The organism is Marinicella sediminis (assembly GCF_002000055.1).
In the GTDB taxonomy this organism is placed as follows: domain Bacteria; phylum Pseudomonadota; class Gammaproteobacteria; order Xanthomonadales; family Marinicellaceae; genus Marinicella; species Marinicella sediminis.
In genome coordinates, this window is the sequence record NZ_MVBD01000005.1 from 99,647 (window position 1) to 117,056 (window position 17,410).

At 50.1% G+C, this 17,410-nt stretch carries 15 protein-coding genes; 7 read left to right on the forward strand and 8 right to left on the reverse strand.

The genetic code is table 11. The features are described from left to right. Positions 1–54 precede the first annotated feature (54 nt). The 3 genes from B0475_RS08460 to B0475_RS08470 all read left to right on the forward strand — a co-directional run bounded on the left by B0475_RS08460 (position 55) and on the right by B0475_RS08470 (position 2,297). On the forward strand, positions 55–660 hold the full coding sequence (locus B0475_RS08460; RefSeq protein WP_077411379.1) for a peroxiredoxin C: 606 nt from the start codon (positions 55–57) through the stop codon (positions 658–660). Positions 661–759: 99 nt separating this feature from the next. Continuing rightward, the gene (locus B0475_RS08465; RefSeq protein WP_077411380.1) at positions 760–1,287 is read left to right on the forward strand and encodes a hypothetical protein; all 528 of its coding nucleotides are present in this window, start codon (positions 760–762) and stop codon (positions 1,285–1,287) included. 89 nt (positions 1,288–1,376) lie between these two features. After that, a complete protein-coding gene (locus tag B0475_RS08470; protein WP_077411381.1) occupies positions 1,377–2,297 on the forward strand; it encodes a peptidylprolyl isomerase in 921 nt (306 codons plus the stop codon). A 1-nt stretch (position 2,298) separates the two neighbouring features. On the opposite strand, the gene aat is transcribed toward B0475_RS08470, so the two are convergent. After that, entirely contained in the window at positions 2,299–2,940 is a 642-nt protein-coding gene (aat, locus tag B0475_RS08475) for a leucyl/phenylalanyl-tRNA--protein transferase (protein WP_077411382.1), read from the reverse strand. 66 nt (positions 2,941–3,006) lie between these two features. Further along, positions 3,007–3,957, reverse strand: a complete 951-nt coding sequence (gene trxB, locus B0475_RS08480; protein ID WP_077411383.1) for a thioredoxin-disulfide reductase — start codon at positions 3,955–3,957, stop codon at positions 3,007–3,009. Between the two features lie 279 nt (positions 3,958–4,236). On the opposite strand from trxB, the gene ald reads away from it, so the two are divergent. From ald to B0475_RS08500, 4 genes are all read left to right on the forward strand, one after another. Next, a complete protein-coding gene (gene ald / locus B0475_RS08485; RefSeq protein WP_077411384.1) occupies positions 4,237–5,295 on the forward strand; it encodes an alanine dehydrogenase in 1,059 nt (352 codons plus the stop codon). Between the two features lie 101 nt (positions 5,296–5,396). Continuing rightward, complete coding sequence (locus tag B0475_RS08490; protein WP_232781862.1) at positions 5,397–7,646, forward strand: DNA translocase FtsK; 2,250 nt, start codon at positions 5,397–5,399, stop codon at positions 7,644–7,646. Between the two features lie 2 nt (positions 7,647–7,648). Then, complete coding sequence (locus B0475_RS08495) at positions 7,649–8,173, forward strand: DsrE family protein (protein ID WP_077411385.1); 525 nt, start codon at positions 7,649–7,651, stop codon at positions 8,171–8,173. 72 nt (positions 8,174–8,245) lie between these two features. Beyond that, on the forward strand, positions 8,246–8,539 hold the full coding sequence (locus B0475_RS08500) for a DUF6916 family protein (protein WP_077411386.1): 294 nt from the start codon (positions 8,246–8,248) through the stop codon (positions 8,537–8,539). Here B0475_RS08500 and B0475_RS08505 read toward each other — a convergent pair. From B0475_RS08505 to B0475_RS08530, 6 genes are all read right to left on the reverse strand, one after another. After that, positions 8,518–9,060, reverse strand: a complete 543-nt coding sequence (locus tag B0475_RS08505; protein WP_198538174.1) for a GNAT family N-acetyltransferase — start codon at positions 9,058–9,060, stop codon at positions 8,518–8,520. The two genes, B0475_RS08500 and B0475_RS08505, sit on opposite strands and share 22 nt — an antisense overlap. Then, entirely contained in the window at positions 9,053–9,406 is a 354-nt protein-coding gene (locus B0475_RS08510; RefSeq protein WP_077411387.1) for a DUF6916 family protein, read from the reverse strand. The genes B0475_RS08505 and B0475_RS08510 overlap by 8 nt, the downstream gene beginning before the upstream one ends. A 2-nt stretch (positions 9,407–9,408) precedes the next feature. Beyond that, positions 9,409–9,933 (reverse strand): phage tail protein, encoded by a 525-nt coding sequence (locus B0475_RS08515; RefSeq protein WP_077411388.1) that lies wholly within the window; start codon positions 9,931–9,933, stop codon positions 9,409–9,411. A 12-nt stretch (positions 9,934–9,945) separates the two neighbouring features. Further along, positions 9,946–10,464: a phage tail protein gene (locus B0475_RS08520; protein WP_077411389.1), complete on the reverse strand. Its 519-nt coding sequence runs from the start codon at positions 10,462–10,464 to the stop codon at positions 9,946–9,948. A gap of 9 nt (positions 10,465–10,473) precedes the next feature. After that, a complete protein-coding gene (locus tag B0475_RS08525) occupies positions 10,474–10,980 on the reverse strand; it encodes a phage tail protein (RefSeq protein ID WP_077411390.1) in 507 nt (168 codons plus the stop codon). 73 nt (positions 10,981–11,053) lie between these two features. Beyond that, positions 11,054–17,281: a beta strand repeat-containing protein gene (locus B0475_RS08530; RefSeq protein ID WP_198538175.1), complete on the reverse strand. Its 6,228-nt coding sequence runs from the start codon at positions 17,279–17,281 to the stop codon at positions 11,054–11,056. Positions 17,282–17,410: the final 129 nt, after the last annotated feature.

The window sequence follows — 17,410 nt, forward strand, 5'->3', positions numbered from 1 at the left end:
TCACTGTTGATAAAATAGTGGGTATTGTTATTTTTATTTTATGGAGTATGAAATATGGGCGTATTAGTCGGTAAAAAAGCACCTAATCTGAAAGGTGCTGCCGTATTGGGCAATGGTGAAATTGTTGAAGATTACAACTTCAAAAAAGCCACTGAAGGCAAAATCAAAGTGGTTTTCTTTTACCCACTTGATTTCACTTTCGTGTGTCCTTCTGAGTTGATTGCATTTGATCACAGGATGGACGAGTTTGAGAAACGTGGTGTAGAAGTGGTGGCGGTTTCCATTGATTCTCAATTCACCCACAATGCCTGGCGTAATACCCCGGTGGAAAAAGGCGGTATTGGCCCTGTCAGATACACCATGTTCGCAGACGTGACTCACAACGCCTGTAAAAAATATGACGTTGAAACTCCTGACGGTGCCGTGGCTTTTCGTGGTTCATTTTTGATTGACCAGAACAACGTGGTTCGCCATCAGGTGGTTAATGACCTGCCACTGGGACGTAACGTTGATGAAATGCTGCGTATGGTAGATGCATTGACTTTCCATGAAGAACACGGAGAGGTGTGTCCTGCTGGTTGGAAAGATGGCGACAAAGGTATGAACGCCACTCCAGACGGAGTTGCAGAATACTTGTCCTCAGAATCAGACAAACTGTAATCAACGGTTTTACTTACCTACATGAGGCAGGGCTTTGACCGGCCTGCCTGCTCAACGATCCGATGGTGTATACTGTCGGATCGTTTTTTTTTTAAGAACATGATCGATTGGAATTACATACAGCAGCGCCATGCCGCCTGCCTGACCGAAACCACTCAACTGATTGCCTTGCCGCAATGGGTCGTCCAACCTCAGGAGGTGATTCCTACCCGGCACAAAACCAAATACGGTATGGCAGATGTACATGGTCGGGTACACATCAATCAGGCTTTTGTGGGCTCTTCAGCTGAACAGCTTCTTGAAGCTACCATCAGGCATGAATTGGCCCATCTGTGTGTGGGACTTGAGCAGGGCCACAATGCCAGATTCCGGCACATGGCACAGCTGTTCAAAGCTGGATTCCATCAAGTGAGTCGGCGAGAAAAAATTGAGTTGCATCAATTGATTGGGTATAAATATGCCTTGTATGCCTGTTTAGTGAATCAACAGCGGGTGTGCTTAAAGAAAGTGCACCGCAAACACCGGAAATACACCCATTATAAACCCACCTTATTTCGTTACCTGAGTTTTCAGGGAGTGAAAATCAGTCACTTTGAGTACAGCGCGCTGGATCAGAAAAATGCGTGATGAAATGCGTCATGAAACAGCTAAGTACAGAGATTGATTCAGCACAGTTCAGTGGTTTATAGTGTAGGGATTCAATCACCGGAATCTGTATGAATATTGTTTTATTTCTCATCGCGCTGTTACTGTTGTCTGCCTGTCAACCTGGGCCCGGTAAGCCTGATTTTGACAACAAGCCTGCCTCATCGCTCACCCCTGCAGATGTCATGGCTGCAGCAACTGCCGATGATTGGCGCTCCCTGGATCCGGAAAATATGGTGGTACTGACGTTGGATTCTGGTCAGGTTATCATTGAACTGTTTCCTGAAATGGCCCCGGGTCATGTGATCAATACCAGACACCTGATCAGGGCAGGGGTTTTTGATGACACTCAGTTTTACCGGGTACTGGATGGTTTTGTTGCCCAGGGTGGTTTGTTGTATGAGTCAGAGGATGAAGTGCCTGAACTTCAACAGGGAAGTTACCAGATTGAAGCTGAATTGACCCGCCGGCAGCCTTTGCCGGACAGGTATTTGGCTTTTGACCAGTCAGATGGCTACGCCAGTGAAACTGGCTTTCTTGACAGTGCCGCGATTGGACGAGACCTAAATACAGGTGAAAGCTGGTTGTTACATTGTTATGGAGCACTGGGGATGGGGCGGACTGATGACCTTAACAGTGGTGGTGTGGCGTTGTATGTGGTTAATGGTCCGGCGCAACGCTATCTGGACCGTAACACCACAGTGTTTGGTCGGGTGGTTGATGGCATGGCTCATATTCAGGGTTTAAAGCGTACTGCAGATTTATCAGGGTCAGTTGAACTGGAATCGGCGAACACCATTCGAAAGGTGGTGGTGGCTGCGGATCTGCCTGATCACGATAAGCTTGAGATACAGGTGCTGGATTCTGCCAGTGAGTCTTTTGCTGAATTATTGAACACCAGAAAAAACCGCACGGGCTCCTGGTTTGTTCACCAACATGATTATATGGACGCCTGTGGTGTCCCTGTTCCGGTTCGCATCAAACCTGAGTGAATCATTTCAGGAATGTCATGAACTCAGTTCGACTGATGAGTCTGGCGCCCATGGATTCCAGGTGTGGATTGTGTAGTTGACAGTCTAATAACTCAATGCCAGCTGCCAGTAGGTGCTGGCAAAGACCATGCATGGCCAGTTTAGAACCGTCAGATTGCAGTGAAAACATCGATTCACCGCACCAGACCCTTGGTGTTTTAACACCATAGATACCACCTGCCAGTTGACCATCAACTTCAACCTCCAGACAAAAAGCATGACCGGCAGCAAACATGTCCTGATACGCCTTGATCATTTCCGGATGAATCCAGGTGCCTTGATCTTTTCTGGGAATCCGTGCACAACATTCGATAACCCGGTCGAAATGGCGGTTAAGGTGGTAAACCGGTTGCAGGCGGTTCAGGGTTTTTTTGAAGCTGCGGTTGATGCGTAACTCAGCTGGTGGTAACACCATTCGCTCAGAAGGACTCCACCAAAGTATGGGTTCTCCGACCGAATACCAGGGAAAAATACCATGAGCATAAGCGTTTTTCAGTCGCTCAACGGACAGGTCTCCACCAAAGCAAAGTAAGCCATCCGGGTCTTGCAAGGCTTGTTTGGCGTCCGGAAATTCTGTGCACCCATCGACACAAGGCAGGATCATGAGAACAACAGCTGAAAGCAGCGCCTGCCAGGTGGCAGGCGCCTGAACAGAATGTCAGGGGAGGGCTTATTCCTGGGCATCCAGGTAGCGCTCTGCATCCAGAGCAGCCATACACCCTGAACCGGCTGAGGTAATGGCCTGGCGATAGATGTGATCCATGACATCACCCGCTGCAAACACCCCTTCCACAGATGTTTGGGTGGCATTACCTTGTTGACCGGATTCTACGGTGATATAACCATGTTGCATGTCCAGTTGCCCGGCAAAAATCTGGGTATTGGGTGAATGCCCGATGGCGATGAACACGCCTTGTACATCAAGGGTGAGGGTGCTGTCATCTTTGACGCTTTTCACCCGTAAACCTTTGACGCCCCTGTCATCTCCAACCACTTCATCAACCACATGGTCCCAAACCAGTTCAACATTTCCATTTTTGGCTTTTTCGAATAAACGGTCTTGCAGAATTTTTTCAGAGCGCAGTGAATCACGGCGATGAACCAGGTACACTTTGGAGGCGATGTTGGAAAGGTATAACGCCTCTTCGACAGCGGTGTTGCCACCACCAACGACAGCCACTGGCTGATCGCGGTAGAAAAATCCATCACAAGTGGCACAGGCAGAAACCCCTTTGCCCTTGAAGGCTTCTTCTGATGCTAAACCAAGGTATTTGGCACTGGCGCCGGTGGCAATAATCAGTGAATCGCAGGTATAGGTCGCCTGGTCCCCTTTGAGGGTGAATGGCCTGTTTTCCAGATCCACTTCATTGATGAAGTCGAAAACCACCTGGGTATCAAACTTCTCTGCGTGTTGCAACATACGAGCCATCAGCTCCGGGCCTTGCAAATCACCAGGATCACCCGGCCAGTTTTCTACTTCTGTGGTGGTCATCAGTTGACCGCCTTGTTCCAGTCCTGTGATGATCACCGGATTCAGGTTGGCCCGGGCCGCGTAGACCGCTGCTGAATAGCCTGCTGGTCCTGAACCCACAATGATGAGTTTATGGTGTTCTTGTTTCATCCTTTATTCTCAATTTTAAAATGCTGAAATCTTATACCGAAGCCAGATGATTGTAAATTAGATTAAATCATTCATCATAATTGGTTTTATCGATGAATGTGGGGTGGCCCTCAGACCGCAACAACATTGGATAAATCGTTTGTTGTCTCCGCTTTGATTGAGCTAAAATGTGCGACCATATGAGCCAGTGCCCCGGAGATGGTTTGGGTGCTGATTTTGTTTGGTTTTTCATGCCGAAAACCAGGCATCTTTTAAGACCTTTTGTGGGGACGCAGAACGATGAAAATAGGTATACCAAAAGAAACCAAAACACTCGAAGGCCGGGTGGCTTTGGTACCAGCAGCGGCCGCTGATCTGGTGCGGGCTGACAACGATGTTTATATTCAGTCAGGTGCGGGTTTAATGAGTGGCTTCTCAGATGAAGACTACATTCGCGCTGGGGTGAACATCGAGCCGGATGCAGAAAGCCTGTATGGGGTTTCTGAAATGATTGTAAAGGTCAAAGAGCCAATTGCCGGAGACCTTAAATACCTCAGGGAAGATCATTTACTGTTTTGTTATTTGCATCTTGCAGCTGAACCTGCTTTGACTCAGTCGTTGCTGGATATAGGCCTGACTGGCGTGGCATTTGAAACCGTAGAAGAGGCTGATGGCTCATTGCCTTTGCTGGCTCCCATGAGTATCATTGCGGGCAAAATTGCCACTCAGGTAGGCACCCATACTTTACACCATCCGCTGGGTGGTAAGGGCCTCTTGCTGGGCGGTCTGCCCTCAACTGAGCGCGGCAAAGTGGTCGTTCTTGGTGGCGGTGCAGCTGGTGGTAACTCAGCAGCCCTGGCTGCTGCCAGTGGTGCCAACGTGGTGGTTTTTGATAAACGTCAGGACCGTTTGGCACAAATGATGGCCATGGGTTCCAATGTCACCGCCTTATACCCTTATCAGGAGTTGGTTGCTGAAGAAATTTCCAATGCCGATCTGGTGATTGGTGCGGTTCTGGTAACCGGTGCCAAGGCCCCGCATGTCATTTCAGAAGAAATGGTTAAGGGAATGGAGCCAGGATCAGTGATTGCAGACATTTCAGTGGATCAGGGCGGTTGTATTGCAACCACAAGACCCACCACCTGGGCTGATCCGACTTTTGTTGAACACGGCGTGGTGCACTTTTCGGTCACCAATATGCCAGGTGCGGTGCCCCGAACTTCGACCCACGCCATTTCAGCGGCAATCCTGCCTTATGTTCAACGCCTGGCACAGGCTGATTGGGCATCTGTGCCTTCACTGCATAAAGGCATCAATGTTCAGGGTGGTCAGATAGTTCATTCAGCCTTGTTGGATTGATCATTGATTAATGAAGCATTAAGGCTTATCCTTAATGCTTCATTGCTGGAATTACTAGAGGGCGTTATTTGAGTCAAATATCAAAACAAATCCGGAATCGGGTGAAGGAAAGTCTGGTCTTTATTCTGGTTCCTGTTGCGGCCTACTTTCTCCTTTCTCTGCTTACCTATCATCCCCAGGATCCGGGTTCATTTGCCACCTCTGATGTCCAGAAAATCAATAATCTGGGTGGCGTAACCGGGGCATATCTGGCTGATTTTCTGCTGCATTTTCTGGGCTATTTTGCCTACTTTATCCCTTTGGGACTGTTGTACATTGCCTGGCGTTTATTTCAGGACAAATCGGAAACCGAGGACAGCTGGCTTGATACCAGCATCAAAGTCATGGGGTTTGTGGCCACGTTGCTGACTGGCTGTGGCCTGTCACACCTGCATGCTGATACCGGTGGTCTGCCTTTTTCAGGTGGAGGTATTGTCGGTGATGTGGTAGGTAGTTCTGTGTTGTCAGGGTTTGGTGGCATCGGTGCCACATTGATCCTGTCGGCGACCTTTCTGGCCGGGGTTACGTTGTTTACCGGACTGTCCTGGATTAAACTGGCTGACCGGACTGGTCAGCTCGCTATTCAACTGGGGCATTGGCTGGGCCAGAAATGGGAACAATTTGCTGACTGGCGGGCAGGTAAAAAAGCCAGAACTGAACGAGAGGTGGTGCGCAAGATTGATGCCGAGCATCAGGAAAAACGTGAGCCGATTGTCATCGAACAGTTCGAACCTAAAGTCAAAGAAAGCAAACGTTCCAGCAGTGAAAAACAAATGAATTTATTTCACTCCTTACCAGCTGGAAAATTGCCACCGCTGTCTTTGCTGGACTCACCCAAAGAACAGCAGTATGGTTATTCAAATGAAGAACTGGAGGTGTTGTCTAAACAACTCGAACTGAAACTGGCTGATTACAAAGTCAAAGCCGAAGTGGTTGGGGTTTATCCAGGTCCTGTCATTACCCGTTTTGAGGTGAACCCATCAGCTGGTATCAAAGCCAGCAAAATAATGGGTTTGGCCAAAGATCTGGCACGCGGCTTATCGATCACCAGTGTACGGATCGTTGATGTGATTCCAGGCAAACCGTATATCGGCATCGAAATTCCCAATGCCAGCCGCGAAATTGTTTTTCTCAGTGAAATCCTTCGTTCAGTGAAGTTTGATCAGTCACGTTCGCCCCTGACTTTGGCACTGGGCAAAAGCATTGGTGGCAATCCGGTGATCGCTGACATTGCCAAAATGCCTCATTTGCTGGTGGCAGGTACGACTGGTTCAGGTAAGTCTGTGGCGGTCAACTCGATGATCATTTCATTGTTGTACAAAGCCAGTCCTGAAGAAGTCAAGATGATCATGGTGGATCCGAAGATGCTGGAGTTGTCTATTTATGAGGGCATTCCGCACTTGTTGGCACCAGTGGTAACAGATATGAAAGAGGCGGCCAATGCACTGCGTTGGTGTGTGGCTGAAATGGAACGACGTTATAAGTTAATGGCTGCCTTGGGTGTCAGAAACCTGGCTGGTTACAACAAAAAAGTCAAAGCCGCCAACGAGGCTGGTGAACCGGTGATGGACCCTTTCTGGGATGAGGCCACAGCGCCTCCAGGAGCTGCTCAGGAAGCCCTGAAACCGTTCCCATACATTGTGGTCATCATTGATGAATTTGCAGACATGATGATGATTGTCGGCAAAAAGGTAGAAGAACTGATCGCCCGGCTGGCACAGAAAGCCCGGGCTGCCGGAGTTCACCTTGTCTTGGCCACGCAAAGACCTTCGGTGGATGTCATTACCGGCCTGATCAAAGCCAATATTCCCACCCGCATGGCCTTCCAGGTTTCATCGCGGATTGATTCCAGAACCATCCTCGATCAGGGTGGGGCAGAACAACTGTTGGGCCATGGTGACATGCTGTATTTGCCACCTGGCAGGGCACAACCAGATCGAGTACATGGCGCATTCGTAGATGATCATGAAGTACATTCGGTGGTTAATTACCTGACCAATCATTATGAAGCTGAGTACCAGGAAGGTATTCTGGATAATGTACAACTGACAGATGATGGACAAATGCTCAGTGAAACCGGGTTGCCTGAAAAAGCAGAATCAGATGTCGACGAACTGTATGATAAAGCGGTATTCGTGGTGACCGAAAGCCGCAAGGCTTCAATTTCCTACGTGCAACGCCGTCTGCGGGTGGGATATAACCGGGCGGCCACGATTGTTGAACAATTGCAAGACAACGGCGTGGTCTCAGCGCCTGCGCACAATGGCGCCAGGGAGGTGCTCGCACCACCGCCACCATCGGTGGGAGAATAATTATGAAGCGAATATTGATAAGCCTTACTTTACTGATTTTCAACAACCAGCTATTGGCTCAAAACCCTTCGTTTAATACCGGTCCGGTGTTTGATGATTTTGGTGCTCATGCACCTGTTCAACAAACGGCTCCGCTCAGCAAAGACAGCCGCTTCAAAATCGCATTTGATGTGGCCAAGAAAGCCCCTGAGAGTCAGCGCAACCGATCTATGGAAAGCGCAGCCAGATTCATCAACATGCAGGTGGCTGCTGGCGTTGATGTCAAAAACATTGAATTGGCCGTGGTTGTGCATGGTCAGGCAGTGCAAGACCTGGTTAAACCCGGTGAGGGACAGTCACCGACGTTACAGTCGACAATGATACAGCAATTGGTCAGACATGGCGTTCGATTCTACGTTTGTGGTCAAAGCGCTGCCTATTATCAGGTCCGGTCCACTGACCTTCTGCGAGGCATCAACATGTCCTTATCGGCCATGACAGCCCATGCTTTATTGCAGCAAGAAGGTTACTCGCTGAATCCATTTTGAGTTGAGTTGCCGGGGTACGAATTGTCTGTGATACCATGTATAATCATGGTTTTAGACAACTGATTCAGATCAATGAGTATTCCCAAATTACCGCAATTTGAAACCCATCAAAAAGAAGCCTTTTCAATCCATTTTAATGACGCAGAACCTGGTCAGTGTCTGGTAAAAGAAATCACCATAGCCAATGCACCGGTCAATGCTCAGGGTGAGCAACAGTTTTCAGTGGTGTTTTCATCAGCAGATCCTAAGGTGTATGAACAAGGCGTGTATCCGGTCAGTCATCCCGAACTGGGTGACTTCGATTTGTTTCTGGTGCCAATATACGGAGATGACTCTGAAGTACACTATGAGGCAGTTTTCACCTGATCCTCAGATTCCGGATACCATTCCATGTATTGATAGACTCCTTTGTCTTCGACTTGCTGGAAGCCATGCTTAACATACCAGGCATATGCGGGATTGAAATTCTCCACATGAATAACGACTTTCTTTGCTTGCTCACGGGCTTCAGCCAGTAATTCCAAAAGCAGGGCTGTGCCTATGCCACGGTGCTTATAATCAGGGAGTAAAGCCACATCAATCAGACAAATAGATACCTCGTCACGATCAATGTAGATACGTCCAATACATTCATCATGTCTCAGAATCAGTAACTTTTCGGCATGTGGATAGTGGGTCAGGTAATGCTCATGTTGAGCGGTGAACTGCTGATGCAAAAATGCAGTTCTTTGTTCATCATTCCATGGAGCTTGCTGTACTTCTTCCCACCTTGTGGTTCGGTACAACTCAGACAAAAAAGCCATGTCATCATCTGACATGGCTTTAAAGTGAATGTCTGAAGGCAGCTTTTTCGGTTTATCACGAAATGCCAGCCAGGCTTCAGGCATGGGTTCTCCAGTTGTATACAGCTTGTAACTGGTTTTGAGACACAGGTGTCATAAAAATCTCATGCCGCTGACCATTGTGATCGGTCAGTTGATAGATTTTCTCAGCCAGTCGTTCACTGCCATTGTGAACATCAAAAGTCAGGATAAACTGTTGCCGATCCTGATTGGCGGTTGGCATACTGTGACCAGATAAGGTCATCTTCATACCGTCTGCCGTTTTCATTTGATGTCCGGCTTCAAATTGCTTGACAGGAGGCTGAATACTGGCTGCGTGTGCAGTCGGTCCAGCGACCAGTGAAAAACCCAGGCCTCCCAGGATTGATTTTGCAAATAATCTTCTGTTCATGATCAACCTCTCGATGGATACAAGCCCTGCAGGGCAATGATGAAATTAATGGCCAGGAATGGCTGCATGTTGTTATGCGGCTGGCTGCCACCGGTGTTAGGCAATGTGCCATCATTCAACGTGTTGCTTAAATTATCGGTGCTGTCATAAGCTGCTCCACCTGCGCTGCGGGATAACACAGATGTGGCCGCAGGACTGAAAATCGTTCCAGGTGAAGTCGATGACTGTATTGAGTGATTGTGACTGGGCATTTGTGCTTCAGTCAAAGTGACCTCTTCAACACCGCCCCTTTGACCCAATCGACGCGAAGTCAGGCCGGGTCCACGACCCGGGTGCATGGGTGCACGCCCTTGCAGGTTGGGTAAAGCAGTTGTGGAACGACCATCACCACCATAAGTCGTGCCGATCAATGAAAACAAGGCGGTGTTTTGTGAAATGGGTAACAATTGGCCATTACAAAAAGCCCAACTGCGGGGAGCAAAGTTACCAGCGAATATGCGTATTTCTGCGATAAATGGTTCTGACATGGTGAGCTCCTGTTAGTTACGGCTTGGATAAATACCAAACAATGCAATGATGAAGTTGACACACAAAAAGGGCATCAGGTTGCTGTGTGACCGGCTACCACCGGTGTTATTCACTGATGTGTTTAACAATGTGCTGTTGGCTCCAGCTGGTCTGAACACCCTTACATTGGCAGATGAAGCCAGGTATTGGCCATTGTTACTGCTTTGAGTACCTGCTGCGGTTGATGCCTGAAACACATGACTGTGTGATGGCAATTGATTGGTGGTCAGGGTTTCATTTTCTGTACCCAGTTTAGCTCCCAGTCTGCGAGGTGACAATCCAGGGCCGCTACCTGCATGATTAGGTATTCTTCCTCTCATATCGGGCAAACCGAACGTGGTTCTTCCGTCTCCTCCATAAATGGTTCCCAACAGGGAGAACAACGCATCATTCTGTGACACTGCCAACAACTGACCATCACAAAACGCCCAGCCCCTTGGGGCAAAATTTCCGGCGAACATTCTGATTTCGCCTACAAATGGTTCTGACATAATGGACTCCTAGTTACGTGATGGGAACAAGCCGCGAAGGGCGATACAAAAATTGACTGCCAGGGTAGGCTGCATGTTGTTATGCGCTTGTCCACCCCCGGCGTTGGTCACTTCTGTGGTCAACCCGATCAGGTTTCCCCCACTGTTATAACCGTTGTTGAATCCGGCCAATGTGTTGTCATTTGGAATCGGAGCGTCTCCGTCCTTGTTGGATGCGTTGACACCATGGTTGTGTTGTGGCATTTCATTGGCTGCCAGGGTGTGGGTTTCCTCACCACTTTTTTGTCCCTCGGTGTATGTGCTGCCATCACCCTGACCGACATGGATCGGTGTACGGCCACGCATTTCCGGTAAAGCAAATGAGGTGCGACCATCACCGCCATAGGTGGTGCCCAACAGTGAGTACAGTGATTGATTCTGATTGATCGGCAGAATTTGCCCATCACAGAACGCCCAACCCCTGGGTGCAAAATTAAAGCCCATCATCCTGATTTCGGCCAAGAATGGTTCTGACATATTAAATCCCCTCTATTAATTGTTTACATTATTATACAACAAAAAATTAACATAATTCATATTGATGTTGTGGTTATTGCGGACATGAGGTGCCCGTTCCGGTGACGCCACAGACCGTGCTGGCGTCAACACCTCCAGCAAAGAATGGGAACGGCCCGTTGGTCATCACGTTGCCGTTACCGACATGGTGGGTGTTTTTATCTACACTTGCAGTTCCTGCTCCACAAAGTGCGAATTCACCATTGGCTGAACCTGAGTAGCCCGGTAAATTAAAGTTGGCCAGTGTACTGATCTGGTCTTTGTAAACTGCATTGGATGAGAAGGCTCCACCACTGGCATCAAAGATGTTGTTTCTGACATCCAGGCAAGCGGTTCCAGTCTCTGTCCCAGCACCACCTACCAGGTTGTACATCGCGGAGAGCGAAAAGGTTCCACCCATTTGGTCCACGCGGTTATTGATGATGGTGGCATTGAAATCAACATCGGTATTGGCAATGGTCTCAATACCTGCCTGCCCATCAACACCTCTGACCACGTTATTGTCAATTGTGGTGTTATGCTGGATGTTTTGTGAAGCACCCACGGCAATCCCATTGGCAGTCGTTGAACCAGAAGAGGCTACCCCGTTGGTGCCCACTGTGGTGCCGGTGACTTCGCCACTGATGGTCCCAGCGCCTGACACATAGTTAACGGTGATGGCGTTACCCTCTGCATTGGTGTGTAAACTGGACAGCACGTCATAGCCCTGAGTGATGTTGCCACCTCCATTGCCTCCTGACAAGGTGATGCCACCACCGCCTGATACGATGTTGGGGTGGCTGTTGTTGAAGGTGTTGTTTTGCATCAGCGCAGTGAAGTTGGATGTATTCAATACATTGGTCTGGATCATGTCGCCACGGGCGCCGAGGAAAGCCACCCCATCTACGGTGAGGTTGATGATGGCTGCATTCTGAGACTCTACCTGAATGCCGTCATTGCCTAAGCTGCCTCCCGGGTTGGCATCCAGGCCAATCAATGCCGCGTCATTGGCGCTGTCATTGAAGGTGATGGTCCCTGTGCCGGTGTTGTTCATGATTTTCACCTGGTCTTCAAGGCCACCTGAGATGTTGTTGCCGGTAAACACCGATGTGCCCAGCAGATTGATGAACCTTACCGCGCCTTCATCAAAGCCTCCGTTGGTGCCGTTGATGCCATTGATGATGGAATCAGTCAGGGTGAAATTGGTCACTGTCTGACCAAAGATGGCATAGTTGCTAAAATCATTGAACTGCATGTTACTCAGTTGCACACCGCGGGTATTATTCATCAACAAACCCACACCAGCGGTGGGCGATGCTGCATCAGCACCAGTCTTGTTTTGAATGACGCCACCAGATCCTGCGAGAGAGGCTGTACCAGTAACAACCAAGCCCCCTGAATTCCCGGTGTTAATCAGGTTGATACCCACGCCGGGCGAACCTGCACCGGTACCAGCTGAAATCCTGCGGTAGACCAGGTTTCCTGCACCAATGGTGGTGTTTTGTACATCCAGGGCAGTACCTGTGGTTGTGGTGATGGTGCTGCCACCATTAACAGCAGAAACGGTACCACCGCCTGTGGCTGTAAATGCAGCATTACCACCCGTGTTCAGGTTCAGGATTCCTGAAAAGTTGATTGCCGCTCCGGTGTTGTTGTTAAGGAAAATACCGGTACCTGTGTCTGTGATGTTGCCTGAGAGGGTGGTGGTACCACCGCCTCCATTGGTCAATACCTGCAGAGAACGTCCACTTGTGTTGGAGATGGTGCCGGCATAGGTTGCCAATCCGCTACTGTTGGATATGCTGACTGCAGCGCCTGCGGCGTTTTGTACATTACCACCGTTGATGTTAATCACTGCACCATCGTTATTGGACAGGGCAATGGCTGAGCTGTTGCTGCCATTGTTGTTGATGGCAACGCTGGTGACGGTGATGGTGCTGCCTGCTGTGACGGTGTTGTCGATACCGAAAGCTGTGGTGCCTGAGCCGTTCTGGTTGTTGATGGTGACATTGCCAAAGGTACCAGTCTGAACACCACCAGTGATGGCATTGATGAAGACACCCGAACTGTTGCGGTTGTTGACGGTGACATCGGCAAAGGTATAGGTCAGGTTGGAATTTTGAATGAACAAACCGATGCCAGAGGCATTGTCGATATTGGTCAGGCCGGTTACTGTGAAATTACCCGAAACGTTGGCCAGATCAATGGCTTCAGAGGCGCTGTTGGCAGAGGCAATGGAATCAAAGGTCATGGCTGCAGTGCCGGTGTCCAGATCAACGGCTTTGCCGGTACCTGAAATGGCCACGGTGTTAATGGTGGCTGTCCCAAACATATTGCCCACGATGCCGGTATTGGCGCCAGTATTACCAATGTTCAGTCCTCTGATGGTGTTGCCGGTACCCAGGGTGGTGGTGCCGGTCAGGGTGGGTCGTGTCGTGCTGGTAAACAGCACGTCGGGGTTGGGCAGGGTGTTGTTGACATTGAACTCGAGGTTCACACCGTTACCCAGCAAGACCTGATTGTTGGCCAGGGTGATGTCACCGGTGGTGCTACCGGTGCCAGTGAAGACATAAATCGTCGACCCGGCAGTAGAGGGTACATCGGACAAAGCGTCAAATCGTGAGTTATCACGCCCTGAACCGCCTGCGACAGCATTGCTGTCCACGTAATACACCAGATCTGCGGTGATGGTGATGGACACGGTTGCTGTTGATGTCAGGCTGCCATCTGACAGGGTGTAATTAAACGTATCAACCATGCTGGTCATGCCAACAGGTGGGTAATAGGTGAAATCACCATTGGTTTGCATCACCACGTCACCGCCCAGGGTTGACGTGCCGTTGAACGGTGCTGTGAGGTCACCAAAGGCCTCTGAGACCACCAATGGATCCAATTCCGGATCGGTGTCGTTGGCCAGTACATTGTTGGGGTGTCTGATGGGCGTTGTGGCGACACCGGCTGTGGCGTGCAAGCCCGTGTTGCCAATGGTTTCATAACTGTCGGCTACACCAGTTGGTGCGGTGTTGTCGTCATCAGTGATGGTCGCTGTGTGGGTGGTTTGTGCACCCAGTGATGCCAATACCGGACCGGCCAGATTCTGTAACTGCAGATTAACGGTTTCATCACCTTCGGTAGCCACATCGTCCAATGGGGTCAGTGTGGTACTTTGTGTATTGCCATTGACCGATCCCACGGCAAAAGTCACCATTTGGGTGCCAAAGGCCGTGTAATCAGTGGCAGAAGTGGCCGTTCCGCCACCGGCATCGACTGCATCTGCAGTGATTGCCACATCCAGTTGACCGCCGCTGGGAATATTCAGAAGTACGTTGATGCCAAGGGCTGTACTTTCATCAGCGCTGGCACTGGCGGCCAATTGAAATTCGACTGTGGCAGTGTCATTTTCATTGATGGTGGTGGTGTGGGTAGATTGTGCACCAATCGAGCCGGTACCAACCACATTTTGTAGCGCCAGATTCACGGTTTCATTGTTTTCCACATTGTTGTCATCCACTGGCGTCAATACGGCATTTTGGGTGGCGCCATTGGTTGAACCCATCGGAAAGGTCAGGGTTTGGGTGCCTATGGCCGCATAGTCAGTCGCGTTGGTGGCTGAACCACCACCTGCATCAACCACATCTACCGACAAAGGTGCGGTCAGAGGAATGGGGGTGGATAAGACCACAGCCACATTCAATGGAGTCGCTTCAGTAGTGGCAGAGGCGGCTGCCTGGAACACCACGGAAGCCTCATCATCAGTGATGGTGGCGGTGTGTGTGGTTGGTGCCGCCAGTGAAACGGCTGCCGGTCCGGAAAGGTTTTGCAGGGCCAGATTAACGGTTTCATCACCTTCTGAGTTGGGATCATCCAGTGGCGTCAGGGTGGTGCCCTGGATGGTGCCGCTGGTGGTGCCAATCGGGAAGGAGATCAGTTGTGTACCAAAAGCGGTGTAGTCCACACCACTGGTGGCTGATCCGCCACCTGCATCAACGGCATCAGCTGTCACCGCCACATCCAGCTGGCCGCCAGATGGAATGGTGAGCAAGACATTGACGGTCAATGCGGTTGACTCATTCACCGAGGCACTGCTGGCCGCCTGAAAAGCCACTGTGGCGGTGTCATCTTCAGTGATGGTTACTGCATGAGAAGCCTGTGCACCGATGGAACCGGTACCCACCAGATTCTGCAAGGCCAGATTGACGGATTCATCGTTTTCGACATTGTTGTCATTCACGGGTGTCAATACGGCATTCTGTACCGTGCCATTGGTAGAGCCCAGGGGGAAGGTCAGGGTTTGGGTGCCTACGGCAGTGTAATCAGCACCGCTGGTAGCAGTGCCTCCAGTGGCATCAACCACGTCCACTGACAAGGGTGCGGTTAAGGGAATGGGGGTGGTTAAGACCACGGCCACATTCAGAGCGGTTCCTTCATCGGTGGTTGCGCTGTTGGCACTTTGGAATGCCACAGAAGCCTCGTCATCGGTGATGGTCACGATGTGGGTGGTCTGAGCGCCCAGTGAAGCGGCAGGTGGACCTGCCAGGTTTTGCACCATCAGATCGACGGTTTCATCGCCTTTGTTGGTCGGATCATCCAACGGCGTTAAAGTGGTGATTTGGGTGTTGCCATTTGTGGTACCAATTGCGAATGTCACAGTTTGGGTTCCAAAGACCTGGTAATCCACACCACTGGTGGCCGTTCCGGAGAGGGCGTCAACCACATCGGCGGTGATGGCCACATCCAATTGTCCACCACTGGGAATGTCGATACTGACCAATACGTCCAGTGGGGTGTTCTCATCGCTGGTGGCACTGCCGCTGACCGCAAATTGAACAGCTGCGGTGTCATCTTCGGTAATGGTTGCTGTATGCGTGTCCTGGGTGCCAATCAAACCAGGGCCGGTGATGTTCTGAATCTGCAGGTTAACGGTTTCATTGTCTTCGACATTGTTGTCATCAACAGGCGTCAACACAGCATTGAGCGTGGTGCCATTGGTGGCTCCCAATGGAAAGGTCAGGGTTTGTGTGCCGATGCTGTTATAGTCCGAACCATCGGTGGCGGTTCCACCTGTGGCATCAACCACATCAACTGAAACCGCTGCCGTCAACGGGGCAGTGGCAGTCAGTTCCACAACCACATTCAGTACAGTTCCTTCATCTGTGGTGGTACTGGTGGCAGACTGGAAGGCCACGGAAGTGTCATCCACCACATCATTGGTTACGGTGACAACAAGGTCCTGAACATCGGTGGCTGCACCGGAATCGGTGACTGTTACCTGCACATTGTAGATGTTGTCTGTGCCAGCATCACCTGGATTTTCAAAGTCAGGTGCCACAATGAAGGTCAGGACGCCTGTGTTGGCATCGATATTGAACAAGGCATCGTCGATGGCGCCGGTAATCGCATAAGTCAATCCGCCACCTTCAACATCACCCTCCGGATCGGTGGCGTTCACATCGATGACAGCGGTTTGGTTTTCTTGTACGCTCACCGCTGCTGGGGTGGTGATGGATGGGGCCTGGTTTTCAACATCCACCAGGTCCATACGGAAGTAGATGTTGTTGTTGTCTTTGGTGACAAATACCGCAGTGAGGTCTGCAAAATTTCCGCTGACTGTGGTGTCACTGACCGGATCGGTGTTGGCCGGATTAATGCCTGACCAGTCGTTGGTCAATCCGTCCACAATGATGGTAGCGGCCCAGACCAGGGTTGAAACACCAATGAAAATGATACCGACTGTCATTTGACGCGACAAGTGGCGACGGGTGAACAGCATAAGGGCCAGCAGTAACAGGCCCATGGCCAGGATGCCCAATCCGGGAACGGGTAAGGCAAAACCCAGGCTGATGGGTCCGCCAGTGGGGTTGGTCAAAGCCACGTCATCTGCGGTTGCTGAATCGACATGGTAATAAAGAAACACACTGCGTGATCCAGACAGGTCCAGGCTGCTTTGGCTGACGGCGGATTCAATCACATCAGCACCGCTGAGGCCAGTATTCAGACCCAACGCTGCAGGACTGATGGCAGTACCTGCATCGAAGGCTGCACCGGTACATTGGTGCAGATTAGTGGCGGTGATGACCGGCGGTGTTGAAGAGTCTGTGGTCACTGTGACCCTGGACTCAACGCCATTGACGGTGGTGGCAAAATCAGGCAGATTCACCACACAGCCAGTGCCGGTATTGGCATCTGTGTCTAAATAGACGTGATAGGAACGATTTTGTGCGTTGGCGACAGACACCAGCAAAGAGCACATCAGGAATACCGAAACAGCAATGCGAGACAACATGTTAAAACCCATATTAAATTTTTGAATGATTGTGAGGAACGCACAACACAACTGTGCTTATATAATTGATTCTTCACCCTTTTAAACCACGATAAATTATTTGTAAAAAAATGTCAATTGATAATGGCT

Excerpts from the sequence above, each read along its gene's own strand:
- B0475_RS08510 (WP_077411387.1), bottom strand. The coding sequence starts at position 9,406 with ATGAACAGAAGATTATTTGCAAAATCAATCCTGGGAGGCCTGGGTTTT.
- B0475_RS08515 (WP_077411388.1), bottom strand. The coding sequence starts at position 9,933 with ATGTCAGAACCATTTATCGCAGAAATACGCATATTCGCTGGTAACTTT.
- B0475_RS08500 (WP_077411386.1), top strand. The coding sequence starts at position 8,246 with ATGAGTATTCCCAAATTACCGCAATTTGAAACCCATCAAAAAGAAGCC.
- ald (WP_077411384.1), top strand. The coding sequence starts at position 4,237 with ATGAAAATAGGTATACCAAAAGAAACCAAAACACTCGAAGGCCGGGTG.
- B0475_RS08505 (WP_198538174.1), bottom strand. The coding sequence starts at position 9,060 with ATGCCTGAAGCCTGGCTGGCATTTCGTGATAAACCGAAAAAGCTGCCT.
- trxB (WP_077411383.1), bottom strand. The coding sequence starts at position 3,957 with ATGAAACAAGAACACCATAAACTCATCATTGTGGGTTCAGGACCAGCA.
- aat (WP_077411382.1), bottom strand. The coding sequence starts at position 2,940 with ATGATCCTGCCTTGTGTCGATGGGTGCACAGAATTTCCGGACGCCAAA.
- B0475_RS08460 (WP_077411379.1), top strand. The coding sequence starts at position 55 with ATGGGCGTATTAGTCGGTAAAAAAGCACCTAATCTGAAAGGTGCTGCC.
- B0475_RS08525 (WP_077411390.1), bottom strand. The coding sequence starts at position 10,980 with ATGTCAGAACCATTCTTGGCCGAAATCAGGATGATGGGCTTTAATTTT.
- B0475_RS08520 (WP_077411389.1), bottom strand. The coding sequence starts at position 10,464 with ATGTCAGAACCATTTGTAGGCGAAATCAGAATGTTCGCCGGAAATTTT.
- B0475_RS08470 (WP_077411381.1), top strand. The coding sequence starts at position 1,377 with ATGAATATTGTTTTATTTCTCATCGCGCTGTTACTGTTGTCTGCCTGT.
- B0475_RS08495 (WP_077411385.1), top strand. The coding sequence starts at position 7,649 with ATGAAGCGAATATTGATAAGCCTTACTTTACTGATTTTCAACAACCAG.
- B0475_RS08530 (WP_198538175.1), bottom strand. The coding sequence starts at position 17,281 with ATGTTGTCTCGCATTGCTGTTTCGGTATTCCTGATGTGCTCTTTGCTG.
- B0475_RS08465 (WP_077411380.1), top strand. The coding sequence starts at position 760 with ATGATCGATTGGAATTACATACAGCAGCGCCATGCCGCCTGCCTGACC.